Origin of the sequence: Paenibacillus sp. 1_12, assembly GCF_900114475.1 — a bacterium.
Taxonomy (GTDB): Bacteria; Bacillota; Bacilli; order Paenibacillales; family NBRC-103111; genus Paenibacillus_S.
Window position 1 is genome coordinate 237837 of record NZ_FOTE01000004.1, and the last position, 19147, is coordinate 256983.

General features: G+C 44.2%; 22 protein-coding genes, 1 tRNA gene and 1 pseudogene. 20 read left to right on the forward strand and 4 right to left on the reverse strand.

The features are described from left to right. The first annotated feature begins 136 nt into the window (after positions 1-136). The 4 genes from mutM to BM210_RS11440 all read left to right on the forward strand — a co-directional run bounded on the left by mutM (position 137) and on the right by BM210_RS11440 (position 3069). Entirely contained in the window at positions 137-997 is an 861-nt protein-coding gene (gene mutM / locus BM210_RS11425; protein WP_091167984.1) for a DNA-formamidopyrimidine glycosylase, read from the forward strand. Between the two features lie 61 nt (positions 998-1058). Further along, positions 1059-1760: a sporulation membrane protein YtaF gene (ytaF, locus tag BM210_RS11430; protein ID WP_091167986.1), complete on the forward strand. Its 702-nt coding sequence runs from the start codon at positions 1059-1061 to the stop codon at positions 1758-1760. A 98-nt stretch (positions 1761-1858) separates the two neighbouring features. Further along, a complete protein-coding gene (gene coaE, locus BM210_RS11435; RefSeq protein ID WP_091167988.1) occupies positions 1859-2455 on the forward strand; it encodes a dephospho-CoA kinase in 597 nt (198 codons plus the stop codon). Next, complete coding sequence (locus BM210_RS11440; RefSeq protein ID WP_091167989.1) at positions 2452-3069, forward strand: lytic transglycosylase domain-containing protein; 618 nt, start codon at positions 2452-2454, stop codon at positions 3067-3069. Before coaE ends, BM210_RS11440 begins: the two co-directional genes overlap by 4 nt. Positions 3070-3104: 35 nt before the next feature. On the opposite strand, the gene BM210_RS11445 is transcribed toward BM210_RS11440, so the two are convergent. Then, positions 3105-3329, reverse strand: a complete 225-nt coding sequence (locus tag BM210_RS11445) for an alpha/beta-type small acid-soluble spore protein (RefSeq protein WP_076229044.1) — start codon at positions 3327-3329, stop codon at positions 3105-3107. Positions 3330-3452: 123 nt separating this feature from the next. On the opposite strand from BM210_RS11445, the gene nrdR reads away from it, so the two are divergent. The 11 genes and pseudogenes from nrdR to BM210_RS11505 all read left to right on the forward strand — a co-directional run bounded on the left by nrdR (position 3453) and on the right by BM210_RS11505 (position 13219). Continuing rightward, positions 3453-3929, forward strand: a complete 477-nt coding sequence (nrdR, locus tag BM210_RS11450; RefSeq protein WP_091167990.1) for a transcriptional regulator NrdR — start codon at positions 3453-3455, stop codon at positions 3927-3929. A gap of 175 nt (positions 3930-4104) precedes the next feature. After that, positions 4105-4180, forward strand: a tRNA-Ala gene (locus tag BM210_RS11455). Between the two features lie 137 nt (positions 4181-4317). Further along, positions 4318-4944 (forward strand): hypothetical protein, encoded by a 627-nt coding sequence (locus BM210_RS11460; RefSeq protein ID WP_091167992.1) that lies wholly within the window; start codon positions 4318-4320, stop codon positions 4942-4944. Positions 4945-4968: 24 nt separating this feature from the next. After that, the gene (locus BM210_RS11465) at positions 4969-5223 is read left to right on the forward strand and encodes a zinc ribbon domain-containing protein (protein ID WP_091167994.1); all 255 of its coding nucleotides are present in this window, start codon (positions 4969-4971) and stop codon (positions 5221-5223) included. A 617-nt stretch (positions 5224-5840) separates the two neighbouring features. Then, positions 5841-7505, forward strand: coding sequence for a helix-turn-helix domain-containing protein (locus tag BM210_RS11470; protein ID WP_091167995.1), 1665 nt, complete (start codon positions 5841-5843; stop codon positions 7503-7505). A gap of 139 nt (positions 7506-7644) precedes the next feature. Beyond that, on the forward strand, positions 7645-8604 hold the full coding sequence (locus BM210_RS11475) for an iron-hydroxamate ABC transporter substrate-binding protein (RefSeq protein WP_091167997.1): 960 nt from the start codon (positions 7645-7647) through the stop codon (positions 8602-8604). 16 nt (positions 8605-8620) lie between these two features. Next, positions 8621-9628, forward strand: coding sequence for a FecCD family ABC transporter permease (locus tag BM210_RS11480; protein ID WP_091167999.1), 1008 nt, complete (start codon positions 8621-8623; stop codon positions 9626-9628). Further along, a complete protein-coding gene (locus BM210_RS11485) occupies positions 9625-10632 on the forward strand; it encodes a FecCD family ABC transporter permease (RefSeq protein ID WP_091168000.1) in 1008 nt (335 codons plus the stop codon). The genes BM210_RS11480 and BM210_RS11485 overlap by 4 nt, the downstream gene beginning before the upstream one ends. 224 nt (positions 10633-10856) lie before the next feature. Beyond that, positions 10857-11165 (forward strand): annotated as a pseudogene (locus BM210_RS35645) (IS1595 family transposase); the annotation flags it as partial. A gap of 72 nt (positions 11166-11237) precedes the next feature. After that, entirely contained in the window at positions 11238-11750 is a 513-nt protein-coding gene (locus BM210_RS11495; RefSeq protein ID WP_091168002.1) for a GNAT family N-acetyltransferase, read from the forward strand. A 362-nt stretch (positions 11751-12112) separates the two neighbouring features. After that, positions 12113-13219 (forward strand): glycoside hydrolase family 88/105 protein, encoded by a 1107-nt coding sequence (locus tag BM210_RS11505; protein WP_091168006.1) that lies wholly within the window; start codon positions 12113-12115, stop codon positions 13217-13219. A 174-nt stretch (positions 13220-13393) separates the two neighbouring features. Here the strand turns inward: BM210_RS11505 and BM210_RS11510 are convergent, their stop codons facing one another. Beyond that, positions 13394-13720 (reverse strand): YnfA family protein, encoded by a 327-nt coding sequence (locus tag BM210_RS11510; protein WP_091168008.1) that lies wholly within the window; start codon positions 13718-13720, stop codon positions 13394-13396. Between the two features lie 414 nt (positions 13721-14134). On the opposite strand from BM210_RS11510, the gene BM210_RS11515 reads away from it, so the two are divergent. From BM210_RS11515 to BM210_RS11525, 3 genes are all read left to right on the forward strand, one after another. After that, complete coding sequence (locus tag BM210_RS11515; protein ID WP_091168010.1) at positions 14135-14941, forward strand: AraC family transcriptional regulator; 807 nt, start codon at positions 14135-14137, stop codon at positions 14939-14941. A 94-nt stretch (positions 14942-15035) separates the two neighbouring features. Next, a complete protein-coding gene (locus BM210_RS11520; protein ID WP_091168464.1) occupies positions 15036-15458 on the forward strand; it encodes a VOC family protein in 423 nt (140 codons plus the stop codon). A gap of 247 nt (positions 15459-15705) precedes the next feature. Further along, entirely contained in the window at positions 15706-16227 is a 522-nt protein-coding gene (locus BM210_RS11525) for a TetR/AcrR family transcriptional regulator (protein ID WP_091168012.1), read from the forward strand. A 153-nt stretch (positions 16228-16380) separates the two neighbouring features. Here the strand turns inward: BM210_RS11525 and BM210_RS11530 are convergent, their stop codons facing one another. Together BM210_RS11530 and BM210_RS11535 are read right to left on the reverse strand one after the other, a co-directional pair. Continuing rightward, a complete protein-coding gene (locus tag BM210_RS11530) occupies positions 16381-17301 on the reverse strand; it encodes a DsbA family protein (protein ID WP_091168013.1) in 921 nt (306 codons plus the stop codon). A gap of 18 nt (positions 17302-17319) precedes the next feature. Then, positions 17320-17634: a winged helix-turn-helix transcriptional regulator gene (locus BM210_RS11535; RefSeq protein ID WP_091168465.1), complete on the reverse strand. Its 315-nt coding sequence runs from the start codon at positions 17632-17634 to the stop codon at positions 17320-17322. A 100-nt stretch (positions 17635-17734) separates the two neighbouring features. On the opposite strand from BM210_RS11535, the gene BM210_RS11540 reads away from it, so the two are divergent. After that, positions 17735-18142, forward strand: coding sequence for a MerR family transcriptional regulator (locus BM210_RS11540; RefSeq protein WP_091168015.1), 408 nt, complete (start codon positions 17735-17737; stop codon positions 18140-18142). A gap of 64 nt (positions 18143-18206) precedes the next feature. Continuing rightward, on the forward strand, positions 18207-19118 hold the full coding sequence (locus BM210_RS11545) for an alpha/beta hydrolase (RefSeq protein ID WP_091168017.1): 912 nt from the start codon (positions 18207-18209) through the stop codon (positions 19116-19118). Positions 19119-19147: the final 29 nt, after the last annotated feature.

Below are 19147 nucleotides of genomic sequence, written 5' to 3' on the forward strand. Positions count from 1 at the left end.
CGGAGCAGTCAAATGATTCTGGAGAAGCGCTAGCGTTCGTCTTTGTTTACGTAATGTTACAGCCGATCGGAAGGATATTTGGCTTCGCAGCGGAGACTTATTCACCGTACTTTAAATAACTAGAGGTGAGGACATCATGCCGGAATTGCCGGAGGTTGAAACGGTCAGACGAACATTAAACGAACTGGTCATAGGTAAACAGATCGATCATGTAAGTGTTCATTTGAATCGAATTATTATTAAGCCAGAGGAAGTTGGGGAGTTCTGTATACAGCTCGCTGGGCAAACAATACTTAGCGTAGAGCGAAGAGGCAAGTTTTTACGTTTCCTGCTGGATGATTTTGCACTCGTATCGCATCTCCGTATGGAGGGCAGATATGGTCTGTACGATAGCAAAGACCCTTTAGAGCTGCATACGCATGTCGTGTTTCATTTTACGGACGGTACGGAGCTGCGCTATAAGGACGTGCGCCAGTTTGGAACGATGCATCTATTTCCGAAGGGAAGGGAGCTTGAGGAACAGCCGCTCAAAAAGCTGGGTCTCGAGCCGCTGGAAGAGGCGTTCGATCTGGCTGCGTTTCGTGCCCGGATTGCTCATCGATCCACGAAAATTAAGCCGTTGCTGCTTAATCAGGAATACATCGTCGGTATAGGGAATATATATGTGGATGAATCCCTGCATCTGGCTCGAATTCATCCTGAGCGTGAAGCGAATTCGCTGACACCCAAGGAGCTGGCCGCTCTGCATGAAGCCATCGTGAAGACCCTGAGTGAGGCTGTTGCTGCTGGCGGCTCATCGATCAAATCATTTGTGAATGGACAGGGTGAGATCGGGATGTTCCAGCATCAATTCAAGATGTATGGACGTAAGGGGGAAGCTTGCTATACATGTGGACAGCCCATTGAGAAAAGCGTCGTAGCTGGACGGGGCACTCACTTTTGTCCTCATTGTCAGCCTTTGAAGCGTACCAGAGATAAGAAGATAAAGCCTATATAAAAGCTGCACCCTCCAACCCTATCCGCCATATAGTAGGGTAAAATGGTCGGGAGGGAATGCCATGCTTCCTTTTATCTCCTTAATGCTGCTGGCTTTAGCGGTAAGCTTGGACGGATTTGGCGTAGGTGTTACATACGGCCTGCGCAAGATTAGAATGCCATTGGTATCGATTGCTATCATTTCAGGTTGTTCCGGTGTTATTATTTATACTTCGATGCAGATTGGTGTTTGGATTAGCCTATATGTCGATCCGGTTTTTGCAAAAAGCATCGGCGGCATCATCCTGATCAGTATAGGTTTGTGGGCATTGTATCAGGTGTTGGGAAATAAACAGGAATCTGTTGAATCCGTACCTGCAGTTGTACATGAAAATGCAATTGAATCAGAGCCCGCAGCAAAACCAGATCCACTGCCAACTGCTAAAGAAGTATTGTATATTGAGCTTAAGCGCTTTGGTCTAGTCATTCAAATCTTACGAACACCTTCTATGGCGGATATGGATCGCTCCGGTAATATTTCTCCTTATGAAGCTTTCCTTCTCGGCATCGCTTTATCATTGGATGCTTTTGGGGCTGGGATTGGCGCTGCCTTGATCGGGTTTACGCCTTGGCTTACGTCTATGGTTATCGCTATGGCAAGCGGGATTTTTTTGGCAGCAGGTTTGCGTGTTGGCTACAAATATGCAGATTTATCATGGATGCGCAGCTTATCCATTTTTCCGGGATTTGTATTGATTGTGATGGGAATTATGAAGCTGTTATAATAAGCAGATGCTTACGAAGTTAGTTTTGCTAAAGCAAAACTTGAAGTGAATGCTTACGATGTTAGTTTTGCTAAAGCAAAACTTTAAGGAGACTAGCCATGAATATAGGGTTGACCGGAGGCATCGCCTGTGGCAAAAGCACCGTTTCTAATCTACTGGTGCAGCGCGGCGCGATGCTGGTTGATGCCGATCGGATCGCAAGAGAAGTGGTGGAGCCTGGTATGCCGGCTCTTGACCATATAGTGGGCCGATTTGGTAAAGAGATACTATTTCCAGACGGTACTTTGAATCGCAAGAAGCTGGGAGAGACTGTGTTCGGCAATACAGAAGCATTACAAGATCTTCAAAATTTGCTTCATCCTCCTATTAGGGCATTAATGCGCGAGCGGAGGGAGCAATATGAGAATTTGTATCCGGACAAGCTGGTCGTTGCCGATATTCCTTTATTGTATGAATCGGGCTTGGAGGCTGATTATGAAGCCATCATGGTGGTTTACGTTCCCAGAACCGTTCAGCTTGAAAGATTAATGGCGCGTGATGGGATGACCCGTGAAGCGGCAGAGCAAAGATTGCAGGCTCAGATGGATATTGAATTGAAAAAGGCAAGGGCCGACATTGTTATCGATAATCAGGGTGATCTGATCCTAACGGAAGGTCAGGTAGACAGGTTCCTCAGGGAAAGGGGGCTGTTATGAGCGTCAGCTTTTGGCGAAAAAAACGGGTGTTTGCCTTGCTATTTTTTACCTTTGTTTGTTTTCTTTTTTTGACCAGCAGTTCTGTAAGCAAGTTGTTATATCCGATTCATTATCAAAATGAAATTCAACAAAACGCAGCAACCTACCAGTTGGACCCGTTTCTGATCGCAGCTATCATTCGGGTTGAATCCAATTATAAGACCCATATCGAATCAAAAAAAGGGGCTTATGGCCTGATGCAGCTCATGCCGGACACTTCAGATTGGATCGTGGATACAGCTCGCTTTTCACCATCCTTTAAGAATGATCTACATAACCCTGCGGTAAGTATCCAAATGGGCTCCTGGTACTTAAATTGGCTGCATAAGCAGTTCAAGGGAAATGCAGTGCTTGCGATAGCCGGGTATAATGCCGGACAAGGTAATGTTAGTCACTGGTTGAGTGACGAACAATGGGATGGGACTCTTGAAAATGTCGCATCCATACCTTATGGTGAAACAAGACATTACATTCAGCGCGTTTTGTATTATTATAATAAGTATCACAAGCTGTATGCTCAGGAATGGGGCATTCCTGCCGAAAAACAAAGAAGTATAGGACAAGCCACTAAATAAAAGTGGCCTCCCATACTTCCTTATCAAGTCATTTGTTATTTAAATTGACCAGCAAGCTGTTGTTCCGCGATTTGTACTAATCGACGAGTAATGTGTCCACCGATTGCACCAGTGTCACGAGTAGCCATGTTACCATAGTAACCGTCTTGAGGAATGGAGATTCCCAATTCCTGAGCTACTTCGTATTTCAATTGATCCAATGCCTGACCTGCTTGAGGTACTACAAGAACGTTGCTGCTCCGAGATTGTCCTGCGCCCATGTGTGTTTCACCTCCTTGTGGTTGGTAAACCTATTATGTGCGAATCCGCGAACTTCATTACAGGTATTCGTTGCCAATTACATCTAGCTTTATAATTTCGTTTAACAAGAGGAGCGTTACCCGATGAAATGTCCTTATTGTGACTACCATGGCACCAAAGTGCTGGACTCCCGAGCCGCCAATGAAAATAAATCGATACGACGCCGCAGAGAATGTGAAAAATGCACAAAGCGCTTCACAACCTTCGAAATGATCGAAGAAACGCCGCTTATAGTCATCAAAAAAGATGGCAGCCGTGAAGAATTCAGTCGCGAAAAATTGCTGCGTGGTTTGATTCGTGCCTGTGAGAAGCGACCTGTATCGATTGAGCAGCTCGACATGATTGTATCCGAGGTGGAGAAGCAAATCCGCAATACGGCTCATGCAGAGGTCAATAGCCGAGACATCGGAGAGATCATGATGGAACAGCTCTATCCAGTCGATGAGGTCGCTTATATTCGCTTTGCATCCGTGTACCGCCAATTTAAAGACATCAACATGTTCATGAGGGAACTCACCGAAATTTTGTCCAAAAATCATGTGGTGGATGACTCTAAATAAATGGTATCGAAGTAGAAAAAAGACAGTTGACAAGCAGAAAGTACCTGTGGTATGATCATTTTTGTCGCCAAACGTACGGGGTTTAGCTTAGCAGAGAGCTAGGTCTAATTAAGAATTATACTCCAAACTGACAGAATAGGATGACTCAGTGCAACTTTCGAAATATTATCAACTTGGGGTCATAGCTCAGCTGGGAGAGCGCTTCGCTGGCAGCGAAGAGGTCAGGGGTTCGATCCCCCTTGATTCCACCAATATTTTAAACTATAACGGCAGAGATGCCGTTTTTTTGTATTGATTTCTGTTGCATTCCAGACATGTGGAGTCGATAATATTGATGGTTTGAAATGAATAGAAACTAGGATTAAAACTTGGTAAATGAGGAGTTATTATGACTATCGTGTACAAATTAGCTTCACAGCTAAATCGGCAAGATGAGGAACCCAATATTGAGTTGGCCCATAAATTAATCAACGAAAATAATATTACAGGTATAGACGAAGTAATAGAAAACTTATCGAACAAGGATAGCAAAATTCAACACGATTGTATAAAAGTAGTGTATGAAATAGGACAAGTAAAACCAGAGCTTATAAGCAAGTATGTTTTGATTTTTATTGAATTGCTAAAGAATCGCGATAATCGATTGGTTTGGGGTGGATTCACCGCTTTATCTACCATTGCTATAGTATCATCCGCTTCCATTATGGATCATCTCGAAACATTATTTTCTACCATTAATAAAGGTTCCGTCATTACCGTTGACAAAGGTATACTAACACTAGCAAAGCTTGCATCCGTAAACAAGCAATACAATGAGCGAATTTTCCCTTTTTTACTTAATCATCTAGAAACTTGTAGATCAAAAGAAATCCCCCAGCACTCGGAAAGTACGCTACTTGCTGTATCAAACGAGAATAAAGAAGATTTTTTGAATGTGTTAAAAAAAAGAGCACAATATCTTACGGTTTCTCAGTTAAAAAGAGTCAAAAAAATTTTTAAAGCACTAGAGAATTAACTAAACGGTTTGGAGGAGATATCGATGAAAGAATATAAAAAATGCCAAAGTTGTGCCATGCCGTTAAAGAAAGCGGAAGATCGCGGGGTTGAAAAAAATCTTGAGAAAAGTCTAATGTATTGTAAACATTGTTATCACGAAGGTGAGTTCACACAAAAAAATATCACTGTAGATGAGATGAAACAAAGAGTAAGAGAAAAGTGCATTGAAATGGGGCTTCCAAAGTTTTTAGGCGGCATGTATGTAAGAAACATTCACAAGCTAGAGAGATGGAAGTAAAGAGTCACTATATAAGATGAACCAAACATTCGGACAGCAGGGAGACGCTGCGAAAGCAGACCCTTCTTCCAATCGCTGTTGCAGCCAGATTCTTTGTATTCTTAGCCCTATAGGGGTAAGAATCCGTCTGCAAAGGCGAACACTTTGTTTCTCCAGAAGGGTCCGCTTTCTCCGCTTGGGCTGTATGTTTTTTTGGTTCATCTTATATAGTTCACGATCAAGCGGCTAGGGCAGTGTAGTTGACTATGACTACTGCGGGATCGCTGGCAGCGAAGAGGTCAGGGGTACGGTCCTCCTTGCCTCCAACAACACCTAACAAAACGGCAGAAATGCCGTTTTTTTTTGTTTTAGCGTGCCTGGGGGCACGCATCATCTATATCGTGAAAGTCCAGCCGAAGGAGGGACCAAGCCACCTTCGTAGCTTGTATACCTGTCTATGGCGAAATCTGTGCAACTGGGGAGACCCTCCCATGCACAGAAAAAACTGTAAAGATGTGCCCTATAAGCGCTACAGGTGAAATGGGTTATCTGCAGGTATGGGTATTATAGTTTATAGTATAGATAGAAAGTGTCATTCTAATGGTATATCGAACTTTTATTGTAATGGAGGTTTCGTTGTGAATAACGTTGTGGTCTCGGAGTGGGCGGAGTCCCGCTTTCCATTATATACAGCTGACAGCATTCAATCGCTGTACAGCACCTCGAATCTACCGATGTATAAGATTCATGAGAGTTTAACCGTGCTGATTGCGATTGTCAGTGGCGAGGGCGTTCTGAATGCTGACGACGGTCAAACTACATACGAGCTTATGGAAGGGAATGTTATCCTTCTTCCGGCACATAGGCATGCCGTTTTAATTGCAAATCGCACGCAGCCGCTGCATGCTTATAAGCTGGTAATCGGCACCATGGAGCAGGCAAGGTCTGCACTATCAGGTGCTATGATGCGGAAAAGCGAGGTGGCCTTTAATTCCAACATTCAATTCTTTCCTCACGAGCCTGCGAGTGTAGCTAAGGTGGAGGAGCTTTATATCCATCGGTCACCAGAAAGCGAAACTCGCCACGTGAAGAACCAAATTGTATTTCATCAAATCATTCTCCAGTTACTCGACCTTCAGGAGTCTAAGTATGCGGCAAGCGAACAGCCGTCCATGGAACGCAGCATGGCCTATTTGGAAAACCACTACAGCGATAAAATAACGCGTGAGCGGTTAGCCGAAATAGCAGGCGTTAGCAAATCTCACTATTCGACTCTCTTTAAGCAGCTTACCGGCTTCTCGCCCAACGAATATTTGTCGCGTCTTCGTGTTCACCGGGCCAAGGAGCTATTACTTAACGGAACGGGCACGCTTAGGGAGATTGCACTGAAGGTTGGTTACAAGGATGAATTTTATCTGAGCCGGCGGTTTAAGCAGCAGACGGGAGCATCACCTTCAGCCTTTAATCGGAGTTCCTTCCAACGCGTGGCCGTGTGGCTTACGCCATACGCCAGCCATCTGCTGCTGCTGGGCTTGGAACCAGCCGTCATGATTTCGGACAATAGCGAATATGTGAATACGGATGGGTTGCAGCCGCCGCAAACGATGGTGTTTATTAATGCCGATAGCGCTGTAGAACAGATGAAGTCGGTATTGCTTGACAACAATATCGAGCTGATTTTTGCAGCAAGCCAGCATTTGTATGAATACGGGTTGAATGCCGGACAATTGAGGGCTGTAGCGCCTATTATGGAAATTTCATGGATGGAAATAGGATGGAAGGAACACCTTCGCCGTATCGCCCAGGTTATTCAGAGAAGCGAGCGGGCAGAGCGGTGGTTAGCCGAATTTGAACAAGAGGAACGGACAGCCCGTTCGCTGGTGCAGCAAAGCGGAGCTTCGGATGAGATCCTTACGATTCTCGTCATTAAACCGGAGCAATTGCTCGTTTATGGAGCTCGCAATATTGGATATGTTATGTATCAATCGCTCGGGCTGCGGCCTCCTGCAAGGATCCAGCAGGAAATAGAGAAGCTCGGGGATCAATTGCATTCCATTCCCATCGATATATCGGAGCTCGCGGATTATGCAGGAGAACGGATATTGGTAACTGTATTTCCGGATGTTAAAGGCTCCACTGCGCATTCTGAAGCGATATTTAACTCTCCCTATTGGAATGAGCTTCCCGCCGTACAGCGGAATTGCATACATCATCTTGATAAGGATGAATGGATCCCCTACAACCCGGTTTCTATTCGTTTGCAGCTTCAACGAGCTGTAGCGTTATTTACTGTCCATCAATAGTCCATGCTTATTATCAAACAAAAAGGCATGGTTCGGCGCCTGACGCATCCATATAATAGTTTATGTAGATGAGAATGATTTTCATAATCATATACATGATCATGAAGACATCATAATTGAAAAGGGAGAGAGTCATTTCATGAAAAAGCTTTTTGTTCCGATCCTTCTGATTCTTGTTCTTCTATTGAGCGCTTGTGGCGGCAATCAAGTGAACAATAACAACCAAGCAATCAGCCCTTCTGCAAATTCTTCTTCGGCCGTTCCGTCAGCCGCCTCGAAATCCGATACCATTACTTATCAATCAGAGAGCGGACCCGTAGAAGTTCCAGCTCACCCAAAGCGCGTCGTCGTACTCACCAGATTCCTGACGGGTAATGTGATGATACTTGGTGTACCACTGGTTGGCGTGGACGAAATGTCTAAGAACAATCCGAACTTCGTAAAAAAGCTGGAAAACGTATCGGCAGTTTCGGATGAAAGTCTGGAAAAGATAATCGAGCTGAATCCGGACCTTATTATCGGACTATCGGATATTAAAAACATCGATAAATTCAAGCAAATCGCCCCAACGGTTACATATACGTACGGTAAAGTCGATTTCAAGAAACAGCAGGTTGAAATCGGTAAATTGTTGAATAAAGAAAAAGAAGCTCAGGCTTGGGTGGATGATTTCGATGCTCGAACCAAGAAGGCTGGAGAAGAAATCAAGGCGAAGATCGGTGCGGAGGCGACGGTTTCGGTCATCGAGACGTTCAATAAGCAGCTCTACGTCTATGGAGACAACTTTGGCCGCGGAACTGAAATTCTGTATCAGCAATTCGGGCTGAAAATGCCGGAGAAAGTCAAAGCAGCGACAAAAAAAGATGGTTTTTTCGCCTTGTCGACGGAAGTTCTGAAGGATTACACGGGTGACTATGTCATTTTCAGCAAGGATGCGGATCAAAACAACTCGTTCCAGAACACCGAGACATACAAGAATCTTCCCTCTGTTAAAAATCAACACGTCTATGAGGCCGATGCGAAGACTTTCTATTTTAACGATCCTCTGAGCATGGAATACCAACTGGAATTTTTCATCCGGCATTTTCTCGGCCATTAGGAATTGATGACATCCAATGAAGAGTAAACGACAACCCGTTGCTATTTCATATAAGCTCCTTGGCTGCTTGCTTGTACTCGTGCTGTGTTTCGTCCTATCGATGATATTCGGCGCAGCGGAAACAACGCTCCGTGACCTATGGCTGGCGCTGACTTTCGCCCCGAAGGACGAAAAAGTTCTCGTCCTTCGCGAGCTTCGGATGCCCCGCGAGCTGGCCGCGATTCTGATCGGGGCCGCTTTGGCAGTGTCCGGCGCCATCATGCAGGGGGTCACCCGCAATCCATTGGCCGATCCGGGCTTGCTAGGTCTGACTTCCGGCGCCAATCTGGCGCTCGCATTGGCTTTCGTGTTGTTCCCCGGGCTGAACTACTTTGGCATCATGGTATCCTGTTTCCTCGGCGCTGCTTTTGGAGCGGCTTTGGTACTTGCTCTTGGCTCAACGCGCCGTGGCCGGCTGTCTCCGACTCGAATCGTATTGGCCGGAGCGGCAGTGTCCGCGTTTCTGTATGCCATCGGTGAAGGCGTCAGCCTCGTATTCAAAATATCTAAGGACGTATCCATGTGGACTGCCGGAGGCTTGATCGGAACCACATGGGGACAAATCCAGGCGATTGCGCCGGTGATTCTTCTGGGCATTGCAGCGGCTATGTTCCTATCCAACCAAGTGAGCGTTCTCAGCTTGAGCGATGAGGTGGCCACTGGATTAGGGCAAAAGCTAATGCTGATCAAAGCGATTCTATTGGTTCTTGTCATTGTGCTTACCGGCTCATCAGTGGCACTCGTCGGTAATATGGCATTCGTGGGTCTAATGATTCCTCACATTGTCCGCAAGCTCGTAGGTACCCATTATCGGCATGTCTTGCCCTTCTCGGCTTTGACGGGAGCCACGTTCATCCTGCTTGCCGATACGCTGGGCCGTACGATCAACGCACCTTACGAGACCCCTCTGGTAGCTATCGTAGCCATGCTGGGCTTGCCTTTCTTCTTATTCGTCGTGCGTAAAGGAGGCAAAGTTCTCTCATGACCCTGTCCTCTCTTATCCGCAAACAACGCCTGATCCTTCTTTTCTGCTTGGGGCTAATCGCTGTAACGGCTGTAGCGAGCATGGGGATAGGGTATTCCTCTTTGTCGTTTGACAGGCTGATCCCCGTCTTGTGGGGCCATGGCACCTTCAAGGAAAATTTCGTTCTGTTCTCCGTCCGATTGCCGCGAATTGTGATTACCTTGCTGTCCGGCATGGCGCTTGCGATGGCCGGCTCCATATTGCAAAGCGTTACTCGCAATGATCTGGCCGATCCTGGCCTTATCGGCATCAATTCCGGATCGGGAGTTGCGATCGCTATCTTCTTCCTGTACTTCCCGATCAACGTAGGATCGTTCGTCTATATGCTGCCGTTGGTCGCACTGATTGGCGCATTGGTCACGGCTGCACTTATTTATATTTTTGCATATAGCCGAACGAAAGGGCTTGATCCTATCCGGCTAGTTCTGGTCGGGGTGGGCTTTTCCCTGGCTTTATCGGGGATTATGATCGTAATTATCTCATCGGCAGAACGCTCGAAGGTCGACTTTATCGCGAAATGGCTCGCGGGCAACGTTTGGGGAGCGGATTGGCCGTTTATCTGGGCTTTGCTTCCTTGGGTGATTCTGCTAATTCCGTTTGCCTTATACAAGTCTCGTAAGCTGGATCTTTTCAGTTTGGGAGAAGAAGTGGCGATTGGCCTCGGACTGAAGCTTGAACGGGAACGCCTCATGTTGATTCTGGCCGCCGTCGCCGCGTCAGCGTCAGCGGTATCTGTCACAGGCGGGATCGCATTTATAGGTTTAATGGCACCACATATTGCCAAGGCGTTGGTCGGTCCGCGTAATCGATTGTTCATCCCCGTCGCTGTTTTGCTTGGAGGGTGGCTCTTGCTCATCGCGGACACGCTCGGTCGCAATCTCGTCAGTCCTAATGGTATTCCGGCTGGCATTATGGTATCGGTGATCGGCGGTCCATACTTCGTTTATTTACTTCTAAAAAAATAGCTCTGGTTCGCATATGAAAAAAAGATCAACTAGGGCTTTTGCCAATAGACTTGTCCCTTTGAGACTACCAGAACTTATCAAGTGGTATCGGGGCCATATATATTTCAAAAAGGTGACCTAACTAAGCATCTTTCATTATGTAGCTAGCGCGAATGTTACAAGTCATAAACCATAAACCAAAACGGCAGAGATGCCGTTTTTTTGTTGTGTTTCTTTTCCTTACAGCTTTCAGTTCCTATGCCAATTCAAAAGGCTTGGCTCATTACCGATTCAAGTCCGACGGAAAGCAACGTGTGAAAGGCGTGTACCATATCGAAAACGTAAACAGCTGCCACAGCCGTTTGAAGAAATGGATGGATCGCTTTAATGGTGTTGCAACTAAATATTTGCAACATTATTTGGCTTGGTTTCGTTACTTAGACAGCAAGGAATATGAGAATACCGCATCGAATAAGAAAAACATGTTGGTCAAATCGTGCCTATTTACTGTGACCGACACGAACACCAAACTTCGGCTTTCTGCTTATTCTTGATAAGCTAAACGGAGTTTACTTCAATCCGCAAGTTTTATTTAGAACAATTTGATAAATGAACGGAAGTGACTAATGAACATTCGTCTGTTGAATGACTCTGATGCCCAAGTGTACAAGGAAGTAAGGTTGCGTGCATTGAAAAATGATTCTGATGCATTTGGATCAACGTATGAGCAAGAAGAAACTAAACCTCTGGGGTACATTATAGAAAGGATACACCATACAAAAGATCAATTTGCATTGGGATGTTTTGACGACAATAACACATTAGTTGGCATTGTCAATTTTTCACGTGAAAACAGGCTTAAGACGGCACATAAAGGAAATATTTACGGCATGTACGTAGAGCCTAAATTTCGAGGAAGGGGGTTAGGTAAAGCCCTTCTAATAGCCTTAATTGAAAGAGCAACAAAAGAATGTGAAGGGTTGGAACAGATTCATTTGACGGTTGTGTCTAATAACAAATCAGCAAAACGCTTATATGTCTCGCTGGGGTTTGAAGTTTACGGTGTAGAACCACATGCATTAAAGTTTGATGAACAGTATTTCGATGAAGACTTAATGATTTTAAGATTGCGACTTTAAACTAAAGGGCACGATAGCTCAATGAACCGCCTTTTCAGCAAGGCGGTTTTCTTATGGTTTATTATCAACATTAGGACTTAAAAAAGCTAATGAGAAAGTAACATGCCGCTTTTCTAATGCACCTATTTTTTAAAATAGTTATTCAAAAATTACATCTCATGGCATTTATTTGGTACCCATATAGTTACTGCAGTTGTTGAAGAAACCTGCCCGTTACTTTTTTCTTTTTTCGTTGCTCAGAAGGAGAAAAGAAGGTACAATGACTAGTAAGTTCTGCCTTCTTATTGGTTTTTATTTGGTTAATCGCTTTTTCAACCTGGGATTCACTATGAAACAAACATAAACAAAAAGGAGCAACTGCCATGCAGGATACCATCCAACAAGGATTAAAGAAAGTTATCAATCAACTATTACATTTAAAAAGACCCGACAACGAAAGCCATTTAAAGGAATTGGCTGCTGAAGGTAAAGCCTTGGGGTACTTTCCCCGCGACTTTGGAATGGAAGAATGGGACTGGCCGCAGGGCATTGGCTTATACGGTTTAAATAAACTCACGAATCAAGAAGGCTTTGACGGATATCAGGACTTCTTCGTGAAGTGGTCCAACGAACAGATCGAGCGCGGACTGCCCCTCAAAAATGTAAATACGACGGCGCCTTTACTTACGTTGATGGACATTCCCAGCATAGAGAAGCTTGCTTTGGAATGGATGCAATGGATTGAAAATGAGTGCCCACGGACAAAGGAGAACGGGATTCAGCATGTAACTTCGGGTAATACTTCGAAGTTCGAGTTAAATTTGCACGATCAAGAAATATGGATCGACACTTTGTTTATGGTTGTGTTGTTCACCGCCAAAATGGGCAAAAAATATAATAATCCGGGTTGGATGAACGAGGCGATCAACCAGTTTGCACTTCATATCAAACATATCTTTAATCCCGGGAATTCCTTGTTCTTCCATGGCTACGATTTCAATAATCAAAACAATTTCAGTGCAGCGCATTGGTGTCGGGGCAACAGTTGGTTTACATTGGCAGCCCCTGAGTTTTTGGAAATTATGCAAGATTCCATAACGGAGGAGTCCCGTGACCTTATTTTCAGCACCTATAAGGCCCAAGTAGATAAATTGGTTGAATTGCAGAATGAAAACGGACTTTGGCACACCCTGCTCGATGATAAAGACAGCTATACAGAGGTATCCGGCACGGCTGCGATTACGGCGGGCATCTTGAAGGGGATCCGTCAAGGCTTGCTGGATTCCAGCTATCTAGCACCATGCCGTAAAGCGGTAGCCGCTGTGCTGGAGAACATATCCGAAGACGGTACGGTGTTAAACGTCTCTGGGGGAACCCCGATCTGCGACCGTAAGGAAGACTATAAAAAGATCGTCTTCGCCCCGACGGCCTATGGACAAGCCTTAGTGATCGTGCTGTTGGCCGAAGCTCTGTATCATACTGAATTGTAAATGTGAATCTTCTACTTTAATAAAACTTGAGTTATCTTTTCCATGTCGTTTGTGGATAAATAAACTCATTAAAAGACAAAATCGCGAAAGCTTAATGCTACGCGATTTTGTCTTTTTTCTTGGTCGATTCTTCACTATTCTTTTATTTGACTTTTGTAGAAAATAAGAAAAATATTAGTTTCTAGGAGCCCAAAGCATAATCGAGACTCCGAGGACGCAAACAGCGGCTCCGATCCAATCGTAAGTATCAGGTGTTTTTTTATCAACGAACCATCCCCACAGAACCGCTAAAACAACAAATACACCACCATATGCTGCGTAGACGCGACCAAATGATGGAAAGCTTTGCAGCGTTGGAATGATTCCGTAGGCGACAAGTATGATGCTCCCTACAATGCCGTACCACATGGGTTTGGATTCCCGTAACCAAAGCCAAACAAGATACCCGCCACCAATTTCGGCAAGTCCTGCCAGAATGAAAATGAAAATAGCTAACAACAAAATAGATTACTCCTTTCTCTAGGTACAAGTGCCGATGGATATTATTTTTATAAAATATTTCGACCAGGTAAGGCATTTGCGGTAAAAACCATCGTCTAAAATTTGAATCATGGAGATGCATTTATAGCGTGGCTGCTAATGGCCCAATGGTTAGACTCGACAAAGGACTTCATCTCCATAACTTAAAGTCAGGCTTAGGTACGATGAGACAATTATAATATTCATGAGGTGGGGGAGCAAATGAAGAAAAGCGAAGGGCTAGTAGGGCTTGGAATCCTTGAGCATTTCCTTGAGCATCCTCCAAATAATTCGCTTGAAGCGGAGCCTCTGCAACAGTTAAAATATACATAAAAAGATTTTGAGGAAGCATTATGCCTATGTTGAATCGACGATTTTAAGGGAGCGGGAAATACCATGCGTGTATATCTTCCTTTGCAACCACCTACACTACAAAGCGAGTTGCTAGATTCGAATTATCGATATCAGGAGTTTTTACCGAGTAAGGGTTTGGATCCTTATATTGCTTGTTATTGGACCATTCACTCCAAAGCATCTCATAACAATAAATTGCACCGCATCATACCGGATGGATGTATAGATATTATTATTGACTTAAGAGCTTCTTCCCTTGCCAAAGGTGCCTTTGTGGTGGGATTGATGACGACATTCGAAACGATAAACCTTACAACAAACTACTCCTTATTTGGCATTCGTTTCTTTGCGGATAAAGTTCGTCAATTTATAAGATATCCTGTTTCCGAGTTGACTGGACATCATGTGCTTCTTGAAGACATATGGGGAAGAGAAGCAGTGTTTATAGCGGAAGAAGTACAATCAGCCAAAGGTTTATCAGAAATGATGGAGCGGATTGAATTCAATTTATTAAAATTACTTAACTATGAGCTACAAACGGATCAACTGCTGCAAGCGGCTATGCATTACATGCATGCTAGTTATGGAATGGTTTCCATCCGCACTCTTGCGGAAAAACTCAGTTACAGTGAAAGAAATGTAAGAAGAACCTTTCAGAATGAGCTAGGAGTTAGTCCAAAAGAACTTTCAGGCATCATTCGATTTCAGTATCTCTTGCAGGAGCTGAATAAGGGTTCACAGTCCCATTTCACTGATATTGCTGTGAAATACGGATACTATGATCAACCGCATTTTATTCACAATTTCAAACGCTTTTATGGATTGGCTCCTAATGAAGTTTTTAAATAAACGTGTCCGTTTTTTACAATTATAAAGCATTAAAATAGACGATCATATACTTCAAGGGTATAAAATAAACGATTTATGGAGGACCGATCAAATGATGAAACCACGTATTACCGTACTCACATTGGGTGTAGATGATTTGGAAAGATCATTGACTTTCTATCGAGACGGATTGGGTTTGCCCACACAAGGTATAATAGGTAAAGAATTTGAACATGGAGCGGTTGCCTTTTTCGACTTGCAAGCAGGTTTAAAGCTCGCTATCTGGAATCGCCATGATCTCGCCCATGAGGCCAAGGTCACTCTGACATCACCAAGCTCTACCGAAATAACGATTGGTCACAATGTCGGCAGTAAAGAAGAAGTGGATAAGATCATAGAACATGCCCAAAAAGCAGGGGCCATTGTAACGGATCCCGCGCATGATGCCTTTTGGGGAGGATATTCTGGACACTTCCTAGATCCGGACGGTCATTTGTGGGAAATAGCCTGGAATCCCCAGTGGGAGATCGAGGATTGAACAACCTAAGAGGTATGTGAAATAAGAGCTTACGCTTGTATGAACGCAGGTGCATTTTGGATATGAACGTGCCAGATATCTTGCATAAAAATTGCATCCATTTAGGGTGCTATTTTTATGTGAATCCCCATACAAGCCACGCTGCGCCTGTCAACGTACCGTTACAGCATTGCAATGGTGTGCTATTTCATATATACTAAGTGAACTATTGATTAATCACTTACTTATTTGAAAGGCGTGAATATATATGGCAAAAAACGAAGCGACTGCTGTTAACCGCAAATCGGACATCATATCAGCGGCGATTGAAGTGTTCGCTGAAATTGGATACTATCGGGCTACCACAGCACAAGTTGCGGAAAGAGCAAAAATATCGCAACCTTATATTTTTCGTTTTTTTGCGACGAAGGAGGCCTTGCTGCTGACTGCGTTGGAGGTTTCGTGGTCGAGGGTAATTCAATCCTTCCGTCAGGTTGTGGAATCCGCGCCTCCAGAACAGCTGGAAACCAGCCTGATCGAAGCATACGAGGATATTCTGGACACCTATCAGAATGAGGTGCTGCTGCAGATGCAGGCGCAAACCATTCAAGAAGAGGCGATTCGGGAAGCGATGCGCGACGGATTCAGGAATGTTCGTCTAATGGTGTTGAATGCTTTTCGCGGAGCTGACATCCCCAATCCCGAAGAACGGACGATGTTATTTTTGGCCAGGGGAATGTTGTGCAATATATCGGTATCATTGGATATGCCTGAACTGAAGGAAGTGTAAGGGGCTGATTACAGAGTTTTGACGAGCTGTTCAGCTTTTCGATTCCATTCTTTATCCTTGGCATACAAATAGGAGTAGAAGCGTACTCGCTTCTACCCCGGGATTACTTGATTGTTTATAGATAACCGATCCTGCTAAGGTCGGTTGTTTTGTTTAGCTGCTGCTTTCTATATAGGGTTCACCTAAAACTTCTTTGAAAGTAAACGTATCAGGCGAAAGAAGTTCTTGTACAAATGAATGGAACTGATTTTGCTCAAGATCATACATGACTTCAATTTCTTTTGAAAACAAACGAGTTTCTTTCTTAATAAGCTTCGCAAGCTCCGGTATCGGTTGTGCTTGAAGAGTTTCTGTCGGCAGAACTTGCTCCAGTCCCTTCACGTAATGTTCCAGTGACTGTGCACCAACGATTTTAACGCCTTGATTGTCCTCGTTTGTCATGATAATGGTTGGGAATCCACGCACACCGAGCGATCTGGTAAGGTCAAAGTCCTGCTCTAACAACTGCTGAGCGGCAGGAAACTCCGCTTTTTCCACGATTGCTTCTCCATCAAGGCCCATTTGATTGACGATGTCTATTAGTACCTGATTATTTCCGATATTTAGATTATATGCAAAAACAGCTTCTTTCGCCCGGCGGAGGAAAGCTCTGGCAAGATGCTCATCCTGTTGCTGGATCACTTTAAACACTCGGGAAGGCGGATAAGATGACAGGACAGGATGCTTAAGCCATAATGACCCGTCAATTGGCATGCGGGAGTGCTTGCCAACCTCTTTCCAATGACCGGCTACATCAGCTAGACTGCCAATACCATTCTTAACATCGGCAAATCCATCCCAACTCTCCAGCAATCCGCCCATCACAGTATGGAAATTGACATAATGCCCATATTGCTCCTCAAAACGCCGTAATACGGGTTCAAGTGCCCAACAATGGGAGCAGATCGGGTCGGTAACATAATAAAGATTTACCTTTTTCCGAGACGGCTTCAGATCAATGAATTGTATGGTATCTTCGCCCGCTGTACCGCATACGCCAGTTTCTAAATCGCAAATCATCTTATTGTTATGGATACTAATCTCCTCTTTCCTTTACAGACTCTTATATTCATGTGCCCATTGTTGAACGGATTGGAGTGCAATTGTCAAAGATCGTCCTTTTTCCGTTAATTCATATGAAATGGTCACCGTGGAGCCTGTTGTCACTTTTTTCTCTATTAATGCATGCTCGACAAGTTCAGTTAGTTTCAATGAAAGAGCTCTTGGTGTTATATCAGCAAGATCTCTTTTAATTTCAGAAAAGTGAGCTGCTCCATTCGGACAAAGGGAAAGGTAATGTATGATCAGGCCGTTCCATCTTTTCCCCAAGATTTGAAACGAATATTCTAAATACGGACAAATTTCAATGACAATCACCACCTTAGTATATTTAGTATATCAGATATAAAAAATATATCAATTGACATACAGTTTACTTAAAATAAAATCGTGATAGGGGTGATTGTATATGTCTAATTATTTGCGGGGGCAAATTGCAAAAATGGCCAATGTGAATATTGAAACGTTAAGATATTACGAAAATCATGGTTTAATTCCTTCACCGGTACGTTCGGAAACCGGATACCGTTTGTATTCGGATGAAGTTTTGAATCGACTTGCCTTTATCAAAAACGCCAAATTTTGTGGATTCACTTTGAAGGAAATTAAAAAAGCATTGACGAAGTCCGAAAGCAGCAGCATCAGTCTTACTGATTTTTTGACTGTTATCGATAAAAAAATGGAGAGAATCGATGCAGAAATTGCCAAGCAGAAAAAAACGTTGGCGATGTTGTCAGATTTGAAAACGAATCTGCAAGCAGAGGACCAACATCCCGAGGTGCGGGCGACGCTGCAAATGCTCAATATGGAAATGTAACTTGACTGTGTACCTTACTACAGGCTTTACAATAACGATAAGTTAACCTGTAGGAGGAATTCCATTGGAAAATACGAGTATGGAACAGCTTGCTGCTATCAAAACCTATTTAAAACAAACCAGCCGATTTGGAGAAAAATCAGTGGAGATGATTCGGCAAGAAATAGCTGAGGTCACACGAAAGCTGCACATACCTTCTGATATTAAGATTCAAACGGCAGTAATTGACCAATTACATGCAGAGTGGATTATTCCTGCTAATCCTCCTCCGGGAATGGATAATAAAGTGATTCTTTATTTCCATGGTGGTGGATTTATTTCAGGCACCTGTGAATTTTATCGTGATCTGTCCGCGAGAATAGCGAAGTCCGGCGGTGTGAAAGTATTGGTCGTCGAGTACCGTCTTGCACCGGAGCATCCGTATCCCGCTGCTAACGTCGATTGCCTGAGAGCCTATCACTGGCTGCTTGAGAACGGGTACGCTTACGGCAATATCCTATTCGGAGGAGATTCAGTTGGAGGCAGTCTTGCGCTTATGACGCTGATTTCTTTACGAGATAACGGCGAGCCGCTTCCGGTAGGCGCTTTTCTGATCTCACCACATACCGATCTTGTTCATTTGGATGGTGAATCCTATCTGAGCAGAGCAGAGCTTGATCCTACTGGGAGTATTGAGGGTAATCAAAGGATACTGGATGCTTATTTAGGTAACAGGTCTGAGGAAATACCTTTACTATCACCATTAAGGATGGATTTGAGCGGATTGCCTGACTTATTCATCCAAGTAGGGGATCATGAGGTTTTGTTAAGTGATTGTACACGGTTTGCGGATCGAGCCCGAGCAGCAGGTGTTGTAGTGCATCTGGAAGTGTGGGAACATATGTGGAGCGTCTTTCATTTTTTGGCATACATGCTGCCTGAGGCACAGCGGGCCATTGTTCATATCGGTCAATATATACAAACGAGACTGAGGTAAATTAGATTGCGGAGAATTCGAAGCAGGGT

Excerpts from the sequence above, each read along its gene's own strand:
- mutM (WP_091167984.1), top strand. The coding sequence starts at position 137 with ATGCCGGAATTGCCGGAGGTTGAAACGGTCAGACGAACATTAAACGAA.
- ytaF (WP_091167986.1), top strand. The coding sequence starts at position 1,059 with ATGCTTCCTTTTATCTCCTTAATGCTGCTGGCTTTAGCGGTAAGCTTG.
- coaE (WP_091167988.1), top strand. The coding sequence starts at position 1,859 with ATGAATATAGGGTTGACCGGAGGCATCGCCTGTGGCAAAAGCACCGTT.
- BM210_RS11440 (WP_091167989.1), top strand. The coding sequence starts at position 2,452 with ATGAGCGTCAGCTTTTGGCGAAAAAAACGGGTGTTTGCCTTGCTATTT.
- BM210_RS11445 (WP_076229044.1), bottom strand. The coding sequence starts at position 3,329 with ATGGGCGCAGGACAATCTCGGAGCAGCAACGTTCTTGTAGTACCTCAA.
- nrdR (WP_091167990.1), top strand. The coding sequence starts at position 3,453 with ATGAAATGTCCTTATTGTGACTACCATGGCACCAAAGTGCTGGACTCC.
- BM210_RS11460 (WP_091167992.1), top strand. The coding sequence starts at position 4,318 with ATGACTATCGTGTACAAATTAGCTTCACAGCTAAATCGGCAAGATGAG.
- BM210_RS11465 (WP_091167994.1), top strand. The coding sequence starts at position 4,969 with ATGAAAGAATATAAAAAATGCCAAAGTTGTGCCATGCCGTTAAAGAAA.
- BM210_RS11475 (WP_091167997.1), top strand. The coding sequence starts at position 7,645 with ATGAAAAAGCTTTTTGTTCCGATCCTTCTGATTCTTGTTCTTCTATTG.
- BM210_RS11480 (WP_091167999.1), top strand. The coding sequence starts at position 8,621 with ATGAAGAGTAAACGACAACCCGTTGCTATTTCATATAAGCTCCTTGGC.
- BM210_RS11485 (WP_091168000.1), top strand. The coding sequence starts at position 9,625 with ATGACCCTGTCCTCTCTTATCCGCAAACAACGCCTGATCCTTCTTTTC.
- BM210_RS11495 (WP_091168002.1), top strand. The coding sequence starts at position 11,238 with ATGAACATTCGTCTGTTGAATGACTCTGATGCCCAAGTGTACAAGGAA.
- BM210_RS11505 (WP_091168006.1), top strand. The coding sequence starts at position 12,113 with ATGCAGGATACCATCCAACAAGGATTAAAGAAAGTTATCAATCAACTA.
- BM210_RS11515 (WP_091168010.1), top strand. The coding sequence starts at position 14,135 with ATGCGTGTATATCTTCCTTTGCAACCACCTACACTACAAAGCGAGTTG.
- BM210_RS11520 (WP_091168464.1), top strand. The coding sequence starts at position 15,036 with ATGAAACCACGTATTACCGTACTCACATTGGGTGTAGATGATTTGGAA.
- BM210_RS11525 (WP_091168012.1), top strand. The coding sequence starts at position 15,706 with ATGGCAAAAAACGAAGCGACTGCTGTTAACCGCAAATCGGACATCATA.
- BM210_RS11540 (WP_091168015.1), top strand. The coding sequence starts at position 17,735 with ATGTCTAATTATTTGCGGGGGCAAATTGCAAAAATGGCCAATGTGAAT.